The organism is Collimonas sp. PA-H2 (assembly GCF_002564105.1).
GTDB lineage: Bacteria > Pseudomonadota > Gammaproteobacteria > Burkholderiales > Burkholderiaceae_D > Collimonas.
In genome coordinates, this window is record NZ_PDBX01000001.1 from 3,174,908 (window position 1) to 3,193,424 (window position 18,517).

13 protein-coding genes are annotated in these 18,517 nt (G+C 59.1%); 7 read left to right on the plus strand and 6 right to left on the minus strand.

Annotated elements, in window-relative coordinates; genetic code table 11:
- The first annotated feature begins 105 nt into the window (after positions 1-105).
- Together BCF11_RS14540 and BCF11_RS14545 are read left to right on the plus strand one after the other, a co-directional pair.
- Complete coding sequence (locus BCF11_RS14540) at positions 106-1,041, plus strand: alpha/beta fold hydrolase (protein ID WP_098495357.1); 936 nt, start codon at positions 106-108, stop codon at positions 1,039-1,041.
- A gap of 92 nt (positions 1,042-1,133) precedes the next feature.
- A complete protein-coding gene (locus tag BCF11_RS14545; protein WP_158229201.1) occupies positions 1,134-2,201 on the plus strand; it encodes an alpha/beta fold hydrolase in 1,068 nt (355 codons plus the stop codon).
- A gap of 70 nt (positions 2,202-2,271) precedes the next feature.
- Here the strand turns inward: BCF11_RS14545 and BCF11_RS14550 are convergent, their stop codons facing one another.
- Positions 2,272-3,468, minus strand: coding sequence for a hypothetical protein (locus BCF11_RS14550; protein WP_233212488.1), 1,197 nt, complete (start codon positions 3,466-3,468; stop codon positions 2,272-2,274).
- Positions 3,469-3,683: 215 nt separating this feature from the next.
- Between BCF11_RS14550 and BCF11_RS14555 the strand changes: the two genes are divergently transcribed.
- Positions 3,684-5,396, plus strand: coding sequence for a tannase/feruloyl esterase family alpha/beta hydrolase (locus BCF11_RS14555; RefSeq protein WP_098495359.1), 1,713 nt, complete (start codon positions 3,684-3,686; stop codon positions 5,394-5,396).
- On the opposite strand, the gene BCF11_RS14560 is transcribed toward BCF11_RS14555, so the two are convergent.
- From BCF11_RS14560 to BCF11_RS14570, 3 genes are all read right to left on the minus strand, one after another.
- Positions 5,386-5,967 (minus strand): NUDIX hydrolase, encoded by a 582-nt coding sequence (locus BCF11_RS14560; RefSeq protein ID WP_098495360.1) that lies wholly within the window; start codon positions 5,965-5,967, stop codon positions 5,386-5,388. The genes BCF11_RS14555 and BCF11_RS14560 overlap by 11 nt on opposite strands.
- Before the next feature lie 4 nt (positions 5,968-5,971).
- Positions 5,972-6,496 (minus strand): class IV adenylate cyclase, encoded by a 525-nt coding sequence (locus BCF11_RS14565; protein WP_098495361.1) that lies wholly within the window; start codon positions 6,494-6,496, stop codon positions 5,972-5,974.
- Positions 6,497-6,730: 234 nt separating this feature from the next.
- Positions 6,731-7,951, minus strand: coding sequence for an ABC transporter substrate-binding protein (locus BCF11_RS14570; protein ID WP_233212489.1), 1,221 nt, complete (start codon positions 7,949-7,951; stop codon positions 6,731-6,733).
- Between the two features lie 595 nt (positions 7,952-8,546).
- Between BCF11_RS14570 and BCF11_RS14575 the strand changes: the two genes are divergently transcribed.
- From BCF11_RS14575 to BCF11_RS14590, 4 genes are all read left to right on the plus strand, one after another.
- Positions 8,547-9,812 (plus strand): dicarboxylate/amino acid:cation symporter, encoded by a 1,266-nt coding sequence (locus BCF11_RS14575; protein WP_098495363.1) that lies wholly within the window; start codon positions 8,547-8,549, stop codon positions 9,810-9,812.
- A gap of 114 nt (positions 9,813-9,926) precedes the next feature.
- Positions 9,927-10,358: a GNAT family N-acetyltransferase gene (locus tag BCF11_RS14580; protein ID WP_098495364.1), complete on the plus strand. Its 432-nt coding sequence runs from the start codon at positions 9,927-9,929 to the stop codon at positions 10,356-10,358.
- Positions 10,359-10,431: 73 nt separating this feature from the next.
- A complete protein-coding gene (locus BCF11_RS14585) occupies positions 10,432-11,073 on the plus strand; it encodes an FMN-binding negative transcriptional regulator (RefSeq protein WP_098495365.1) in 642 nt (213 codons plus the stop codon).
- A gap of 86 nt (positions 11,074-11,159) precedes the next feature.
- Positions 11,160-12,530: a carbohydrate porin gene (locus tag BCF11_RS14590; protein WP_233212490.1), complete on the plus strand. Its 1,371-nt coding sequence runs from the start codon at positions 11,160-11,162 to the stop codon at positions 12,528-12,530.
- A 59-nt stretch (positions 12,531-12,589) separates the two neighbouring features.
- On the opposite strand, the gene BCF11_RS14595 is transcribed toward BCF11_RS14590, so the two are convergent.
- Together BCF11_RS14595 and BCF11_RS14600 are read right to left on the minus strand one after the other, a co-directional pair.
- On the minus strand, positions 12,590-15,652 hold the full coding sequence (locus tag BCF11_RS14595; protein ID WP_233212491.1) for a GH92 family glycosyl hydrolase: 3,063 nt from the start codon (positions 15,650-15,652) through the stop codon (positions 12,590-12,592).
- Positions 15,653-15,808: 156 nt separating this feature from the next.
- Positions 15,809-18,421 carry a GH92 family glycosyl hydrolase gene (locus BCF11_RS14600; protein ID WP_098495366.1) on the minus strand — a complete coding sequence of 871 codons (2,613 nt, stop codon included), beginning with the start codon at positions 18,419-18,421 and terminating at the stop codon, positions 15,809-15,811.
- Positions 18,422-18,517: the final 96 nt, after the last annotated feature.

Here is an 18,517-nt window from a genome sequence, read left to right on the forward strand (position 1 = left end):
TACCCATCTTATCAGTGCTAGTGGATGCAGGTATATTTCTCCCATGGAATATTTAAAAGAAGTGAAAAACTGCCGCTCCACACTCATTTCCCTCAGGAGAGATTCATGAAATCGACAATAATCGGACTATGCATCGCGCTGTTTTCCTCGCTTGAGGCGCAGGCAGCAACACAGGTGGCTTACCGTACCCAGGACGTGGATGGCATCAAGATTTTCTATCGCGAGGCAGGCAATCCGGCCAATCCGACCATTCTGCTGCTGCACGGCTTTCCATCGTCATCGCATATGTACCGGAATTTGATTCCTGCGCTGATGGGAAAATTCCACGTGATTGCGCCTGACTATCCGGGCAGCGGCTACAGCGAAGTGCCGGAGGGTGTGTCGTTCACGCCGACGTTTGACGGCCTCGCCGATGTCATGACGCGTTTCGTGGAAAAGAAGGGGCTCACGAAATTTGCGCTGTATGTCCAGGATTTCGGCGGACCGGTTGGCTTCCGCATCGCGGCTAAACACCCTGAGTGGATTTCCTCCCTGGTCATCCAGAACGCCAATGCCTACAAGGAAGGCTTGTCCGCCCAGGTGGCAAGCGACATCAAGCAGCTCAGCGTCGGCATCAATGCCGAGACCGAGCAAGCCATGTCGCAGGTGCTGAGTCCGCAAGGCGTGCAATTCATGTACAAGACCGGCGCCCGTAATCCCGAGCAGCTGAGTCCCGATGCATGGATGCATGACCAGGACGGCTTGCAAAACGCATTGAATCGTAAGATCCAGATGGGTCTGCTGGTCGACTACCATACGAACGTAGAACAATATCCTGCCTGGCATGCTTATTTTCGCAAGAGCCAGCCGCCGACGCTGATCGTCTGGGGCAAGAACGACCCCTTGTTCGTGGAAGCCGGCGCCAAGGCTTATCTGCGGGACATCAAGAACGCCGAGCTGCACCTTCTCGATAGCGGCCACTTCGCGCTGGAAGAAGACTCGGCAGAGATTGCCAGCCGCGTCACCAGCTTCATCGAGACTCGCGCAACGCTAACAAGGTAATTGCCTTCATGCGGCCTGCCACGAGCGGCAGGTTGCATGTGATGCGCCAATATCGCTTCGCTTCGACAAATTCTGATAAGAGAGAGAAGAAAATGAAAGCCAGATTCAACCAGTTCGGTGTTAAAAAAATCGCTGCACTTGCATTGACCGCCGCGATGTTTTCTTGGCTTCCCGCCAGCGCGCAGACACAGGCCAGCCCCGAGGCGTCCGCCAAGACAGGTATAGAGATGCATGGCAAAGGGCAGTTTGCTCCCTCAAGGTACGGCAAAATCTATTATGAAACCGAGGGCTCCGGTTCGCCGGTCTTCCTGATCGCCGGCGGCCCGGGCTCAAGCCATGCGTCGTTCCATCCGTGGTTTTCCAGGCTCGCCGCGGAACATACCGTCGTCTACCTGGATAATATCGGCAGAGGCCGCTCGGACAGGCTGGATCCGAAGCGCGCTTCGGAATATACGGTGGAACGCGATGCCGAAGACATCGAAGCATTGCGCATCGCGCTGGGCTACGAGCGCATCTCGCTGCTCGGCCATTCATACGGCGGCATGCCTGCGCTCGCCTATGCGCTGAAGTATCCGCAGCATGTCGCCAAGCTTGTGCTGTCCAGCACGATGCTTAATGCCCACAGCTGGCAGCAGAATATCGACAGCGTCAATTTCACTGCGCGTAACCAGTTTCCCGAGATATGGCAGCAACTGATGCAGCTGCGCGCACACGGCGTCAACTCGAGCGCACCTGAATATGGAAAGCTGTATGGAGAGACAGAGCTGGACATCTACTGGCGCGATCCGGATATGGAAAGCAAGTTGTATAGTTCAGGCGATCCGGCCGACGCCGCCAATTCCGATGTCTACCTCAGTTTCATCGGCCAGGATCCGGAGTGGCTGGTGGGCGGCACCATGAAGCGTTACGATCCGCGTGCGCGCATGCAAGCGTTCACGGTCCCGACCCTGGTCGCCGCAGGACGTTACGACCGCGTCGGCACGCCCAAGATCGCCAGTGAAATCAAGGCAGCGCTGCCTGCCGCCAGCAGCAGGATGATGGTCTTTGAACGCAGCGGACACCGGCCATGGGTGGAAGAAACGGATGCGTATTTCGGTCTGCTGAAGGAATTTTTCCACAGCGACGATGACCGCACTGTGCAGAAGGTAAGTGCGCAATAGCAGGCAGCACTGCATGCGGCCAAGTGTGTATTTGAGGATTGCGGCTTGCGTGGCCGCAATCTTTATCAAATCAGAAATACGCCTTTGCTGCCGGCTTGAGGATCGGCTGCAACGCGCGTATCGGCATAACGAGCTGAGGCCCCAGGCATACGCCCATGGCGTGGCCGATGCCGGAAACGACAAAGGAAATCTTGTCCGGTTCATCAAATTCGAAATCCAGGTATTGCGGTAATACATCGCTGCAGTCAGTGTCAGAATCAGAATCGGCGCGCTTGTTTGCCGACTTCACTTTCTTGCTGATAAAGTTTGCAAGAACAGGATCGATGTCGGACCGGTCTTTGTCTCTTCTCCGGACCGGGAACAGGCGGTTAAAGTCCAGATAGCCACCCTGAATCAGGTCAAGCGTAAACGGATCGTAATGGTTGTTCGGATGCGCTCCCCCGCAAAAGGTGCTTCCCGATTCGACGACGCTCATCAATGTGTCCGACAAATAGCGCACCCCGATTGCTTCCGAGTCATAGTCTCCCAAGGTTCCGGCGGCAGGTCCGTCCATGGTGTAGAGCGTTGCCTTGCACTCTAGCGCGGCAAGGCTCATCTGCCAGTGGCGCTGCTCAAGAATCTGATTGACGCTTGCAAGTATCTGGGGATTGGGATGGCGGGTCAGCCGCGGGTAGGCGAACTTGGTTCGCGGATCTGTCGCCATGCGGTAGCCGACGTTCTTGCGCAGGATTTCAGGTCCAAGCTGCAAGGGGAATTGCATTTTCAGATAATCGTAGGGAGCATTCTTGAGCGCGATTTTGCTGCCTATGCCTGGCGTAACTGCAGCAGTAACGGCCTCGGGATTGTAGCGACCGACCTGTTGCAATTCAAAGGCGAGATCTTTGTTTGTCTTGGCGTCATGCCAGGTGCCCCGGTATGTATCGTCATTTATTTTTCCGTGCCAGACGCTGCGCGGCTTGTCCGTTGCAGGGTCGATGAATATTGCCTTATCGCTGTTGTCGTCGGCTGCCAGGGGCTCTCCGTGTTCATATCGGGGGAGTGCTTCCGTGAGCGATGCGAGTATGCCGTGCAGGGGAATATCGACGCCATGACGCATATAGAAATAACGGCCGTCATAACCGTCAGGTACTTTTTCAAGTTCCAGCACGACTTCCGTATTTTTCCCCAGCATTCCTTTGAAAACAATGCGTTCGCCGGCTACGGCTACACCGGTAGCGGCATAGGACAAGGTGCTAAAAATGACGAGATATTGAAAGAGTGTTTTCATTATCGGGGCGGTCAGTTAATTAAACGGACTATGGGACGGCTCAAGTGCAACGTTCTTCAGTTCTTGGGTAAAAGCGCCTACAGCGGTTCATGTATCTGCGCATTGGAAACATGCATTTCAAACTCATGTCGAAAATTCTATCTTTAAATGTTACTGTTTCATCGACGTTGCAAAAAAATAGTCGGCAGCCACAACAAAAGAAAGGAAGATCATTCATGATGAACGAAGGAAAATTCCTGAGGACCTCCAAGGTCCTTGGTTCCGCTCTGTTGGGAATGGTGCTGCTATCCGCCGGATGCAGCAGCGGGTTGCAAACCGGTGCTGAACCGCTCAGCTGTACCCAGTTGAACGGCATGGCAATCTCTGCTCAAACCATCGGCTTGCCGACTACCGGCGCAATCGTGACCGATGCGCACAGCGTGCCACCCTCCGGCAGCGGTGCGACGGCGACAGGTGAGTATTGCCTGGTGAAGGGCGAGATCAGTCCGGTCGATCCAGCAGCGCCGAAAATCAAGTTCCAGCTCGATCTGCCGACCGCCTGGAATCACAAGGCGCTGATGTTCGGCGGCGGCGGGTATAACGGCACCGTTCCCGATGTCAGCGGCAATGTTCCCGCCGGCCCGCTCGACAAGGCCAGGCCGCTGGCGCGAGGCTACGCGACCTTTGCCAGTGATTCCGGGCACCAGGCCAACCAGACGGGAAGCCGCGACGGTTCGTTCGGACAGAACGACGAAGCCTTGCAGAATTTTTCCGGCGACGCACTCAAGAAAACACGTGATGTGGCGATCCATCTGATCAGGCAGTATTACGCCAGCGGGCTGCCGCAAAAATCCTACTTCGCCGGCGGGTCGACCGGCGGCCGTGAAGCATTGGCTGTGGTGCAGCGCTGGCCGCAGGACTGGGACGGCGTGATCGCGCTTTATCCGGCCTGGGCCGCGGCCAGCCTGGACCTGCAGTTCGGCCGCATCACGCGCGCTTTTGCCATGCCGAATGCCTACCTGAACCTGGCAAAGCGCAAAACCCTGTATGACGCGGCGATGGAAGCCTGCGATGCGCTGGATGGCGTCAAGGACGGCTTGATCAGCAACATGCAGGCGTGCAATAGCCGCTTCGATCCCGCCAGTGCGATGCTGAACGGCGCGCCATTGCGCTGTGCCGGCGGCGCAGATACGGGCGACAATTGTTTGTCCGATGCGCAGATCGCCGCGTTGAAGATCTATAGCACTGCAATCACATTCGACCATCCTCTCGGCAGCGGCGAAACGCAATTCCCCGGCTTCAATGTATGGGGTGCCGATCTCGGCCTGGCCGGCGACTCGGTGGCGCAGAAGACGGTAAGGCTGCTGGCCATGGGCGATAGCCAGCCGGCGCAACCCATGCCGGCCGATGCGCCATACTGGGCAACGTTCTGGGATCAATGGGCGAAGCATTTCATCACGCGTGATCCGGCATTTGATTCGCTGTCGCTAGATCCGCAGCATGCTGGCGCGTGGCAAGCGCGCATCGATCAGCTCACAGTCATGCAAGACATCAACAAGACCGATTTGTCGGCATTCATGGCCAAAGGCGGAAAAATCCTGATGGCGCACGGCATGTCGGATGCCTTGGTCAGCACCCGTTCCAGCGAGGATTATTTCCGCCGCCTGCAGTCGACCATGGGCAGCGCTGCGGTTGACAGCTTCGTCCGCTACTACGAAATCCCCGGCTACGGCCATTCGCTGTCGACGGTCTTCAACGCCGCCTGGGATTCGCTGACGGCTCTGGAGAGCTGGGTGGAGCAGGGCAGTGCGCCGGTAGCGCAGATCGTCTTGGATACGGCTGGAATCCCGGGCCGCACCCGGCCGCTGTGCGAATTTCCGGCGTGGCCGAAATACAAGGGCGCGGGCGATATCAACCTGGCTGTGAGTTTCAGTTGCGCTACGCAGTAGCGGATTCGGCGCCGCATAATTTCCTGAGAAAGCGATCCATATGCGGATCGCTCCGCTCCAACGGAAGCTCGGCAAACGGGAACCAGCGCACAGCATTGAATTCTTTTTCGTCGAAAGTGATTTTCTGAGCGCGGCTGGCGCGCACCACATACCAAAGCGAGACGTCAGTGTGGCCAGCGGTGAGTCCGACGGTTGTGGTGGCGGTCAGCAGGACAGGGGCTTGAATCGCGTGTGAAGCGCTGAAGCCAAGCTCTTCTTCCAGCTCGCGCAGCACGGTGGTGCGTGGATGTTCGCCCGGTTCGACATGGCCGCCCGGCGGCAGCCAGAGTTGGGCATTCCGATGATCGACCAGCAGCGCGTGGCCATCGTCCACCACGACAAAGTACGATACGAGGTGTTGCGGCGGTGTTGCCGGCTTGGCCTGGCGGCATAACTCGGCGCCAGAATCAAGCCATTCCAGGGCCTCGGCGATATGCGTTTGCTCCAATGTGTCGAGTGGCTGGATGGAAGAAAATTCAGCGCGTATCTGGCGGCGCAGATCGGCTGCGTTTGTCGTGTTATTGACGCTCATCTCGTCACTCGTTGTCAGGAATGGCAGAAAGAAGATCGATATAGGCGCCCTCGATCAGTTGTGCTGCTCGAATCCCGAGCCGGCTCATCAATTCATGCGCTTCCTGCATGCCGGCCGCGGGTGCTTCGTGGTCTGCCAGCATCACCTCGATCTCCATGAAATTCCCGAGACCGGCAACCTGATCCAGATGGATGCGGCTTCTGCCCGACAGGAACAAGGTGCGCAGCTTCCGCACACGGCCGGTCTGACCGCAGGCCAGCGTCAGGCATTCCCGCAAAGTGTCTGGCGCGGCAGTTGGCGAGATTACGTAAAACGATTCTTTCGGCCCTTGCAGATCGGCGCGGCTGTAATAGATCAGCTCGCCTGTGCCGTCGGTAAAGGAGCGCAGTTTCAGGCGTCCAGTTGCGCAGCTGAAGAAGGTGTCGTTCTGCTCGATGTGATAGGGGCCGTCGCTGCCGAGGGCAGTTGCTATGGCGGCGAGCGCTTCAATGCTATCGACGCGCGCCTTGATTTCTATATTGCGTGGCATGAGCTATGTGTAGGCAGTAAAACGACCAATTTAACATAGCTGCCGCCTATGTCAGGAGGTCTTGGCGCCGGCGATATATTGCCAAGAATTGACAAGAGTCGCGCCAAGAAGATCGGCGTTCGCGCCTTCGCTCTGCTGCGATGCCTGAATCCCGGACCAGCTAGCCTGGGGTTTTTCAACCGCTTCGGGATGCAGGCGCCGGACTGGTAACGCTAACTGTCCGGCGCCTGCAATTTAGTTACTGGCTTTCTTGGTGCGCGCAATCGATCCGCTGCTGGCATCTTCCTTGTACGCATACGCTACCTTGCCGTTGCGGATTTCACCCATGACGATCATGTTCAGGTCAATGGCTTCGTGGTCGGTCGGCGAGAACGGCTTGAAATAACGCGAAACCACGGTAGAGGTAGTGTGCACCTGCAGGTTCTCCAGCGCATCCTTGACCTTGGCGCCGTCCACCGAGTTGGCCTGGAATATCGCCAGCGTAATCAGGCGCAAGGCGTCATAGGTTTGCGCCGCGGCCACGGCGGAAGGAATGTGGTTGGTCTTGTTCACATTGCGATAGGTCAGCGAGAACTGGTTGCTGACCGAGCTCAGTTCGTTTTCGATGAAGGTCACCGAGCTGCGCACGCCTTCCGCTCCCGGGCCGGCCTTGTCGATGAAGGTTTGCTGCGACATGCCCCACGGTCCGACGATCGGCAACCGCAGTTTCAGCTTTTCCGCGCTTTTCACCACCATCGCGCCTTCGGGGGCCAGGCAATACATCACGACAGCCTGGGCGCCGCTGTCGCGGGCGTGTTGCAGCTGCGCTGTCATGTCCTGGTCGCCGACCTTGAAGCCTTCCACCAGGACCGGTTTGATATTGCGCCGTCCCAGCTCAGTCAGCATGCTTTGCTTGCCGAACTGGCCGTAGGGGCTCTCATCATGCAGCAGCGCGATCTTGTCGATCTTGCGGCGGTCGATCACATCGTTGAGGATCACGATCGGCTGCAGCGCGTCGCTGGCGGATGTGCGGAAAATGTAGCTGACCGGATAGGCCGGCGGCATGAAGGATTTGGTGATGGTGGCGCCGGTGGCGCCTGTGACGATCAGCGGGATCTTGGCTTCCTGGAACAGTTTCGCTGCAGGCAGGGCGACGCCGGTATTGCCGAAGCCGACTACCGCGACCACGCCGTCCTTCTCGATCATTTCCTTGGCCATGGCGGCCCCGACGTCCGGCTTGGCGTGATCGTCGCGCTCGACCAGTTCAATCTTGCGGCCAAGGACGCCGCCCACCTGGTTGATGTCGGCCAGGAACACCCTGGCGCCGCCGATCATGCTTTGTCCCATGTCTTCCGAGGGGCCGGTGATCGGGCCGATGACGCCGATTTTAATGGTCGGCAGTTCAGCGAATGCGCTTGCGCTGAATCCTAATGTTGTAAGGCAAAAAATGACGCTGCTCATGCTACGGTTTTGCATTGCGATCTCCTGGATGAATCACTGTTATAGTTTCCGTTGAGAAATATACATCAGGGCGATGCTAAACGCGGGTTTTTAGGGCACTAAACTCAAAATATAACGGCGACCTGCTCGCTACAGCTGGATAGGGATACAGCAGGCACAGAAAAGCCGGTGCTGGTTCAGGCTGCAGGGAGGCGCCGAGAGGCCAGTTTGTCTCATTTTTGCACTGATAAAACGCGGCTTGCGGCAAGCCTGCCCGCAGCTTGCGCATGTTCAGCGCTTCTCGCTCCCAGGGCCGTCGTTTTTGGTTGATTGCGTTATGTTTTGTAAGGTAACATGCGGGCCTGTTTGCGGACGGCAACGGTGGTTTCAAGCCTGCCGCCGACGTCAGGTTTCGTAAGGGCTCCGCCATGAGGGCCTGGTTATTTGGACTCGCAGGATATTGCCATTTGCGCAAAATCTGGGTTGCTACTTTCTTCTTGGCAATTCTGCAAACGCGGGTCGACACAAAACAACACAGCCTGAACAAGCGCAGATGACGGGCGGCAAATCCTTTGCAGAGCCCGGCTCGGCTTAAGAGTATTTTTTGTATGGTTAACGGCAGGATACGCAAATGAAGAAAATTAAGGCAACGACTTGGATCATGGTCGGCATGGTCCTAGGCATAGTGGTCGGTTACATCTGCCACAATCTGGCGCCGGACGAAGCGGCGGCGAAGGAAATCGCCGCCTATTTCTCCATCATCACCGATGTGTTTTTGCGGCTGATCAAGATGATCATCGCGCCTCTGGTGTTCGGCACGCTGGTCTCCGGCATTGCCGGCATGAAGGACAGCAGCTCGGTCGGCCGTATCGGCATCCGGGCGCTGGGCTGGTTCGTGATCGCCTCCCTGTTGTCGTTGGCGCTGGGCATGTTGTTCGTCAACGTGCTCCAGGTCGGTCACGCGCTCAACCTGCCGCTGCCGGCCCTGGGCGCCGAAACCAAGCTGAATACCAGTGGCTTCAATCTGAAGGATTTTGTTTCCCACGTGTTCCCGAGCAGTTTCGTTGACGCCATGGCGAAGAATGAAATCTTGCAGATTCTGGTGTTCTCGCTGTTTTTCGGGTTCGGCCTGGCTTCGGTCAAAGGCGAGTCGGCAAAGGCAGTGACCACGGCGATTGATGGCCTGGTGCACGTCATGCTGAAGGTCACCGATTACGTGATGCGCTTCGCTCCGCTTGGCGTGTTTGCTTCCATCGCCGCCGTGATTACAGTGCAGGGGTTTGGCGTGCTGGCAACCTACGCCAAGTTCCTCGGCGGTTTCTATGTCGGCCTGGCTACGCTGTGGGCCTTGCTGATCGGGATGGGCTATGTCTTCCTGCGCGGCGGGATCTTCACCTTGCTACGCCTCCTGAAAGAGCCGATCATGCTGGCGTTTTCCACCGCCAGCAGCGAAGCCGCCTATCCGAAGACCATGGAGCAGCTAGAGAAATTCGGCGTCAACAACAAGATCACTGGCTTTGTGCTGCCGCTCGGCTACTCCTTCAATCTCGATGGCTCCATGATGTACCAGGCGTTCGCCGCCTTGTTCGTGGCCCAGGCTTACAACATCGAAATGTCGTTTGCCCAGCAGCTCACCATGCTGCTGGTGCTGATGGTCAGCAGCAAGGGCATGGCTGGCGTGCCGCGCGGTTCGCTGGTGGTGGTGGCCGCCATCTTGCCGATGTTCCATCTGCCGGAAGCCGGCATCCTGCTGATCATCGGCATCGACCAGTTCCTCGACATGGGCCGTACCGCCACCAACGTGATCGGCAACGGCATTGCGACCTCGGTGATCGCCAAGTGGGAAGGCGAGCTGGATGAAGATGCCGGCCGCAAGGCCCTGGCAAGCGATGCTTGAGAAAACTGAAGAGTAGCATTTGAGATACAGCGCCGCCAGGGCGCTGTTTTTCATTCGGGAGTATGCTAATTTACAGGCCTGTGGTTTTCTGTAAATAATCTGAAAGCATCCCCGATGGAACAACTGCGTATCACCACCGAAGCGGCTGAACTGGATGTTCCGCTGATTCATCGCTTCCTGTCTGAAGAATCGGCATGGGCTCGCGGCATTCCCCTGGCGATGGTGGAAGAAGCTATCCGCCATTCGCTGAATTTCGGCTTGTTTGCCGGTAGCGCACAAGTGGCTTATGCGCGGGTCGTTACCGATTATTCGACGTTTGCCTACCTGGTCGATGTCTTCGTGCTGGCGGAACATCGCGGCCAAGGCCACAGCGCCGAGCTGATGGCGGCGATCATGGCGCATCCAAGGCTGCAGGGGCTGCGGCGGTTCATGCTGGCGACCAGCACAGCGCATGGGCTGTACGCCAGGTTTGGTTTCACGGCGCCGGCCCGGCCGCAGACGCTGATGGAACGCTTTGCGCCGAATGCCTACGCTGCTCCGGGCTGATTGCTGCCATACATCAGCGGTAATTCCTTGCGCAATTCTTAGATCGCCTGACACCACTACACGCGAGCACACCATGTATATCCCCAAGCACTTTGACGAGCCGAGAATCGAAGTCCTGCACGAACTGATACGTGCACGTCCCCTGTCTACGCTGGTGACGCTGTCCTCGGACGGGCTCAACGCCAACCACATCCCCTTGCTGCTGTCTGCGCAAGCCGGCCCTTTCGGCACCTTGCACGGACATGTGGCGCGCGCCAATCCGGTCTGGCAGGATTTCCGCAAGGAGGTGGAAGTGCTGGCGATATTCCACGGCCCGGAAGCGTACATCACGCCGTCCTGGTATGCGACCAAGGCCGAGACCGGCAAGGTGGTGCCGACCTGGAATTACGCCGTTGCCCATGCCTACGGCACGCTGCGCATCATCGACGACGCCAGCTGGCTGCCGGCGCACCTGGCGGCGCTGACCGCGCATAACGAGGCTGCTTTCGAGGCCCCCTGGCAGTTCTCTGATGCGCCGCCTGACTACACGGAGAAACTGATGGGCGCCATCGTCGGCATCGAAATCGTGATTACCCGTTTGTCCGGCAAGTGGAAGGTCAGCCAGAACCAGCCGGCGCAGAACCAGGAGACCGTGATTGCCGGGTTGAGTGCGCAGGCTGACGATGAATCGCTAGCCATGGCGACGCTGGTCGAGGCGGGCAAGGCCAAGCGCTAAACCACGGATCCGTTGCGACGATGCTGTAATATCCTCATCATTCCGTCAAGCTCGCCCGCACGGCATTGCGCCTGTGTTGAAAATCCATGTTACGTAAACAACTAGTGCGCATATTCAACGATCGTCTCACCTTCAGTCCGGGCAACCGGGTTTGGCTGGGTCTGATGCTGACGGCCGCGGCAACTGCGCCGCTCGCCGCGCATGCGGACGATACCGCGGAAGAAACCTGGGGCGTGCACGGACAGGCTACCTATGTCTGGCAAAAGAAGCCCTCATTTGACGCCGCGTATTCAGGAACCAACAGCTTGGGCACCGCGGCTGAAAAAGGCTATTCCTTCTCCGGCACCTTGTTCCTCGGCCTGCGGCCCTGGACCGGCGGCGAACTGTACTTCAATCCTGAGGTGGTGCAAGCCGTGCCCATGTCAGGCCTGACCGGCCTGGGCGGAATGATGGATTCGGAGCAGCAGAAGGGCAGCAGTCCCAACCCTACTTTTTATCGGGCGCGCTTGTTCCTGCGGCAAACCTGGGGCTTTGATGGCGGCAAACAGGCAGTGGAGTCGGCGCCCAACCAGCTGGCCGGCATGGTCGACAAGCGGCGCCTGGTGGTCACGCTAGGCAATGTCAGCATCATCGATATCTTCGACAACAATGCCTATGCCCATGACGGCCGCACGCAATTCCTGAACTGGGCCTTGTCGACCTATGGCCCCTATGATTATGCTGGCGATACCCGCGGCTACACCTGGGGCGGGGCGGTGGAATATTATTATGACGACTGGGTGGTGCGCGCCGGCAGGTTCATGGTGCCGCTGGAGTCGAACGGCCAGCGCCTGGATACCCGCATCACCAAATATCACAGCGACCAGATCGAGCTTGAACACGATCACGTGATCGGCGGCCAGCCCGGCAAAGTGCGCCTGCTGGCTTTCCGCAGCAAGGAGATCATGGGCAGCTTTTCCGATGCGCTGGCGTATGCCGCTCTCAACGGCGGCACGCCAGACGTGGCGCAGGTGCGCAAGGACCGGATCAAGTACGGCTACGGGATTAACCTCGAGCAGAGCCTGGGCAGCGATGTCGGCGTCTTTGCGCGTGTCAGCCGCAACGACGGCAAGACCGAAACCTATTCATTCTCCGAAATCGAACGTTCTGTGACCGCGGGTGTTTCCGTGAAGGGCAGCAGCTGGCATCGCGACAATGACACCTTCGGTTTCACCCTGATACAAAACGGTTTGAGCAAGGCGCATCAGGAATACCTGGCGGCCGGCGGGCTGGGCGTGTTCATCGGTGACGGCCAGCTGAACTACCGGCCGGAACGCATCATGGAAGCCTATTACAGCTACAGCCTGTCGAAAGCGGTTGCGTTGACGGCGGATGTGCAGCGCTTCTACAATCCTGCCTACAACGCCGACCGCGGACCGGTGACAGTGGGCTCCCTGCGCCTGCACGCGGAATTCTAGGCGCATCGCAGGGAGCAGCTTGCGCTTACAGCACGCCTGAGCCGTAAGCGTCTTTCACCTTACTTCAGTTCCATCGCAAGCACATGCATCACTGCGCCATTGTCGGTCTGATACGGCAAGGTGATGCTCTTTACCTGGCGTTGCTGGTCCAGCTTGGCGTCCCAGTAATAGACATAAGCCTTGGTGTTGTCGGTGTTGCCGTTCTGATCGACACGATGGGCGCTGGTCAGGGCAATCTGGTTGTAGCTGCCGACCTTGGCGGAGCCGCCGCCCAGGGTCCAGTCGTCGAAGCGCAGGTCGAAACTGGCCTGGGTATTGTCGGTATAGGTCACGGTCAGCTTGCCGGTGGGCGCACTGGAGGCATTGGTGGAACTGCCCAGCAAGGCGAGTGTGCCTGCTCCCTGTGGCTTGGCCAGGGTAATGGTTTGCCCCTGGCTGACCATATTGTCCAGTCCTGACTTGCCGTCGGGCCAGGTGAACTGGATGCCGTTGAAGCTGAAGCTGCCGCCTGGCTTCACTCCGGCTGTCGCCAGCGCCTGCGACGAATAGCTCCAGCCGCCCATGTCATAGGTATAGCCCTCCAGCCCGCGTGTGGTTTTCTGGCCATCAGTGCCTATGCCGTGATTATTCAAGGCGTCGGCCAGGCTGGTAAAGCTGTCGAGGCCGAACGACGGCATCTTGGCCGATGAATCCTGGCCCCATTGCGACTGGCTGGCTGCCAGCGTGAAGTCCAGCGTGGCGCTATCCTTCAAATCCTTCAGCCACAGCCAGGGCATGTCGAGCGCCTGGCCATTCAGCGCCAAGGTCTGGATATACGGCGAGTTGCTGGCGGCGCCTTTGGCGTTGATTACCAGTTTCTTGCTGCCGTCGGCCCAGCGGATCACCACCTTGTCGAACATCGGGCTGCCGACAGTCAAGCCGCTGACCGCCTGGATTTCCGGATACAAGCCGATTGCCGCCCACACGTACCAGGACGAGACCGCACCGAGATCGTCATTGCCCGGCAAGCCGCCCGGATCGTCCGAGAACACCGTGTTGGCCACATCCCGCACCACCTTCTGGGTGCGCCATGGTGCGCCGCTCCAGTTGTACAGCCAGGGCGTGGCGAAGCTCGGTTCATTGCCCATGTAGAAGTTGGGCAGGTTCATGCCGGCGTTGAGATTCTGGAAGAAGGCGTCGAGGCGCTTTATAGTGGCCGCGTTGCCGCCTACCAGCTTGAACAGGCCGCGCGCGTCGTAGGCCGACATCCAGGTATATTGCTCGGCGTTGCCTTCCACCATGTCGGCGTTCGGCTGCGGATTCAGCAGCCAGCTGCCATTGCGATAGCGCGGCAGCAGTTGTTTTTGCGTCGGGTTGAATTGGTTTTTCCAGTTGGCGGAACGGCTCAGGAATAGCTGGTAGTTCATGTTGTCGCCCAGGGCCTTGGCCAGCTGCGCGGTGGCGAAGTCCGCAGTACCGAATTCAAACGTCAGCGAGCCGGCCCACCAGCCATTGTCCATGGCGGCATAGCCATGCACCAGATAGTCGTTCATGCGGTCGACGCTGTCGCGCACGTGATCGCCGGTACATTGCACATCGGCCTTGTTGCCGACCAGGGTCATGTAGTCCAGCGCCTTTTTTGCATCGAAGTTGGTGGCGCCGAAAGCGTAACCGCCCATGATGGTAGGCACGCCGGAATCGCCCGGCATGATGCCGGCGTCGACATTGATCGGCGCCCAGCGCGGGATGGCGCCGCACTGGTCGGCGTCGTTGACCAGCGATTGCATCATGTCGCTGGTTTCCTTGGGAAACAGCATACTGTTCAAGGGGATCAGGCTGCGGTACACGTCCCAGTTGGAATAGTTGACATACTGGGTGCGGCCGGCCTGCACCTTGTGAGTTTTCTGGTCGAAGCCGAGATAGTCGCCGGTGACGTCGCTATTGGTGTTGGGCGACAGCAGCGAGTGATATAGCGCGGTATAGAACTTGCGTTTTTCGGTCTCGCTGCCGCCGGTGACCTGGATCGCGTTGAGACGATTGTTCCAGGCATCGGCGGCGGCATCGCGCACGGCGTTGAAATCCCAGTTCGGGTTTTCCTGTTCCAGGTTCTTGCGGGCATTGTCGCTGCTGACATAGGACAGGCCGATTTTCATCAGCACCGCCGGCTTGCTGCCGGCGTCGAAGCTCACGTCAGCCTTGCCGTTGCTGATGGTGGTCGTGATGTCGCGGTCGAACTTGGCGTAGAAGTACAGGGTATAAGTCCGCGCGCCGCAAAACTTGCCGCCCACGGTGGAACCGGACAAGCCATCCTTGCCCTCGGCCTTGATGACGCCGGTGGTCGACGAGATGGTGTTGCTGCGGGTGGCGTCGAACACCAGGTAAGGAGTCTTGTTGGCGCTGGCGATGGCTGACCTGGCCGGGAAGGTAAAGCGGCCGAAACCGCTTCTGGTGGTCGCTGTCAGCTCGGTGCTGATGCCGTCGTTCAAAGTCACCTGGTAATAACCGGGCCGCGCTGTTTCATTCTTGTGATCGAAATTTTCCTTGGCGTTGACGCCGACTGAGCTGGTGTCGAAGGTCGGCATGATCGGCAGCTCGCCTTCGTTGCCGTCGCAACCGGAGCCGCTCATCTGCGTCAGCGGGAAACCGGTGATGGTCTTTTCCTTGTAGATGTAACCCACCGGATGGTCCTGGCCGCCGTTGCTGGGGGTCATGGGCGTCCATTGCACCATGCCGAACGGCGTCGTGGCGCCGGGGAAGGTGCCGCCCCTGGCGCCAGCCGGCACAGGGTCGGTGGCCGGCGCCGATGAATCCGCGGTGCCGATGAAGGGATTGACGTACTGGGTCAGTGCAGTCTTGACAAAGACATCGGCGGTCGCTGCGGGTGTGCTGGCCGGGGTGGTATTCGGAGCCGGATTCGGACTGGGATTCGAAGCAGTATCGGTGCTAGCAGTCAGATTTCCCGGCGTGCTGCTTGGGGCTGGAGTGCTGGCGTTGGCCGGCGCAACGACTGGAGCGGCGTTGCCGGGCACGCTGTTGGGGGCGGCAGCCGTACCAGGGTTGGCGCTTGCGAACGATTGATCCGAACCGTCGCCGCAGCCAAAAAGTGCAGCGACAGCCATTCCGATGGCAAGATTTCTATTCAAGTGCAGATTCATTGTTCCTCCAATTGCGTTATTTTTGAAAGTCCAAGTTTCTGGATCAGGCTGGCGTGCTTGCATAAAGGCGAACGCGGTCCGCGCCAGCGGCAGGCGAACGCCGGCGAACCGGCCGCATGGCCGATCCACATCCTTTGAATTGCGTCAGGGAGACTGGGAAAAATTGCCGGCGGCGCCGGACGGCGGCGCGCTGGCCTGGCCCCACGAAGTCGGCTTGTCGGAGACGCTGAAATCCAGCGTGCCGCCGGCCTGCACTTTGCTCAGCGGCAGCCAGGTGCTGGGCCAGTCCTGGCCATTCACTTTCAGGGCTTTGACAAAGGCGGCATTCTTGTCGCGCTTGATGAGCAAGCGTTTGCCGTCCGCCAGTTGGATCGTGACGCTGGAGAATTGCGGCGTCGCCATCGTCAATCCCGGCACGCCGGGAATCATCGGATACAAGCCCAGCGCAGCCCACACATACCAGCCTGACGTGGCGCCGACATCGTCATTGCCCGGCAAGCCCTCGGGTTTGCTGGAGAAGGTGGCGGCCATGATCTGCGGCAGCACGAACTGCGCGCGCGAAGGCGTGCCGGTCCAGTTATAGGCCCATGGCGAGGCGAAGCCGGGCTCGTTGCCCATGTAGAAGTCATCCGAGTTCTCACCGCCATTGAGCCGGCTGCTGTCCAGCGTCAGCCCGGACGGCGTTCCCGCTTTGGCGCTGATGGAAAACAAGGTGTCGAGGCGCTGAATGGCCGCTGCGTTGCCGCCGAGGGCGGTGACGATCTTGCCCAGGTCATGCGGAATCGCCCACAGGTACTGGGCCGCCGTGCCTTCGTGATAACCGTCGTCTTGCGAGGGCGAAGCCCAGTTGCCGGCTAAGTCTTTGACCGCCAGTACTTTGGTGCTTGGATTGAAAATGTTCTTCCAGTTCTCGCCGCGCAGGAGCAGGGTGGCGGCACTCTTCTTGTCGTCGGCGGAGACGTCGCCCGGGTTCAGGTTGCTGATGAAGCGTCCGATGGCGAAATCGCGGTTGGCGCCTTCGATCGTCAGCGAGCCGGTATGGATGCCGCTGGCGTCGCTGCCCTCGGCGACATAGCCCAGTTTGAGGTAATCCGGCATATTGCCTTGCGCGGTGCCGGCCACATTCCTGCCGAAAGCCGGATTGCCGTTGCAAGCAGGCCATTGCGGCCAGTCCGGGCTGGGGCCGAAGGCGGCGCGCTTCATGTAGGTCAGGGCGGTGGCGCTGTCGAAGCGGGTGGCGCCGAAGGCTTGCAGGCTGGCTAGCAGCATAGGCGCGTGGTCGCCCTCCATCGGCACATCATCGACGTTGGCGTCGGCCCAGTGCGGGAAGGCGCCGCATTGCGTGGCGTCGCTTACCAGCGATTGCGCCATATCGGCCGCTTCGTCGCGGAACAGCCAGGCATGCATGGCGCCGAGCGAGCGGTAGGTATCCCAGATGGAGAAGGTGGTGTAGTGGTTGCGGCGCACCAGTACGCCGTTCTTGTCCTTGTAGGTATCGGTCTGGTGACGCTGCTTGTCCAGGCCGATGTAGCTGCCGTCGACATCGCTGAACAAGGTCGGGCCGGACATGGCGTGGTAGAAGGCTGTATAGAACTGCGTCAGGGAATCGCTGCTGGCGCCGGCCGCATCCACCTGGATGGTGTTGAGCCGGGTGTTCCATATAGCATCCGCCTGGCTTTTGGTCTTGTCGAAATCGAAGCCGGCGTTTTCTTTTTTCAGGTTGCGCAAGGCATTGGCCGGGCTGACATAGGACAGGCCAACCTTGACCGCCGCGCTGCTGCCGGCCGACTTGGACAGATCGAAATTCAGGATCAGGGTGCCGGTGTTGTTGATGAAACGCGGCGCCGTGGCGTAGGCGGAATTGGACTGTATGTAGAAATACACGTCGTAAGAGCCGCCGCAGTTGAACTTGTTGCTGGTCTTGCCGTAGAAGCCGCTAGCGTCGACTGGATCTTGCCAGATCTGGGCGCTGACGCCGGTCTGCGAATTGTTCTGGGTAGCATCGATCACCAGGATGGCCTTGGTTTTATCCGGATAGGTGAAGCGGGCAAAGCCGCTGCGTGCGGTTGCGGTCAACTCGGTGACGATACCGTCCTTGGTCTTCACCTTGTAGTAGCCGGGCGCGGCGCTTTCGTCTTTATGGTCGAAGGTATTGCTGCTATTGCGCATGACCTGATTGGTGCTGCTGGCGAGCTGGCTGGTCAGCATGGTCGGCATGATCGGCAAGGTGCCGCCGCTGCGGCAACCCGGCCCGCTGATGCGGGTCATGCTGAAATAGTTGATCATGTTGCTGTCGTAGTTGTAGCCGGACCCGCTGGAATAATACTGATGATCGATGTCGGTATCGGGGCCGAAGGAGACCATGCCGAACGGCAGGGTTGCCGCCGGGCTGGTGTTGCCGGGATGGGTGCCACCGGGTTGCTGTCTGGTGCCGAGGAAGGGATTGATGTACTTGGTCAGCGCCAGTTCGGGCAGCGGCTTGAGCGCGCTGTCGGCGTCGGCCACTGGCGCCGCGGTACTGGTTCCCGGTGGACCTGACTGACCGATGGCCCCGGTTGCGCCAGCGGCTCCTGTCGCGCCAGTCGCTCCCGGTTGGCCGGGGATGCCGTTAGTGCCGGCAATTCCGGTTGCGCCGCTGGCGCCGGCTGCACCGGCGCTGCCGGTTTTCCCATCGATGCCATTTGAACCATCTCCGCAGCCGAACAACATGAGCGCGAGTGCGCTCGCTGCAAGTTTCCTGCATGTCTGCTTATTCATTGTTCCTCCTTATAATCGTTACTTGCTTATGCAAAGTAATCGGAAACACCTACCCACTACGAAGTCGATTCGCATTTCAGTATTTGCTGGTGTGGC